Annotated in this window: 1 protein-coding gene; it reads left to right on the top strand. The window is 62.6% G+C overall.

From position 1 onward, the window contains the following. The coding region (locus tag ACWGS9_RS35450; RefSeq protein WP_454509510.1) for a beta-L-arabinofuranosidase domain-containing protein at window positions 1-398 on the top strand (398 nt) is incomplete at both ends.

The following is a 398-nucleotide window of genomic DNA, read 5'->3' as shown; positions in this document are numbered from 1 at the left end:
GAGGACGGCTATCTCTCCAGCTGGTATCAGCGCATCCAGCCCGGTCTGCGCTGGACCAATCTGCGCGACTGCCACGAACTCTATTGCGCCGGCCATCTGATCGAGGGCGCGGTCGCTTACTTCCAGGCCACCGGCAAGCGCAAGCTGCTCGACATCATGAGCCGCTACGCCGACCACATCGCCGACACGTTTGGTCCAGAGCCCGGCAAGCGCAAGGGCTATTGCGGCCATGAGGAGATCGAGCTGGCGCTGGTCAGGCTGGCCCGCGTCACCGGCAACGACAGATATATGAAGCTGGCTAAGTATTTCATCGACCAGCGGGGCCAGCAGCCGCATTACTTTCACGAGGAGGCGCTGGCGCGCGGCGCCGACCACAAGGCTTTGCACTTCAAGACCTA

The organism is Mesorhizobium sp. Arg314, from assembly GCF_053714275.1.
This window is presented reverse-complemented; position numbering and strand designations above follow the sequence as displayed.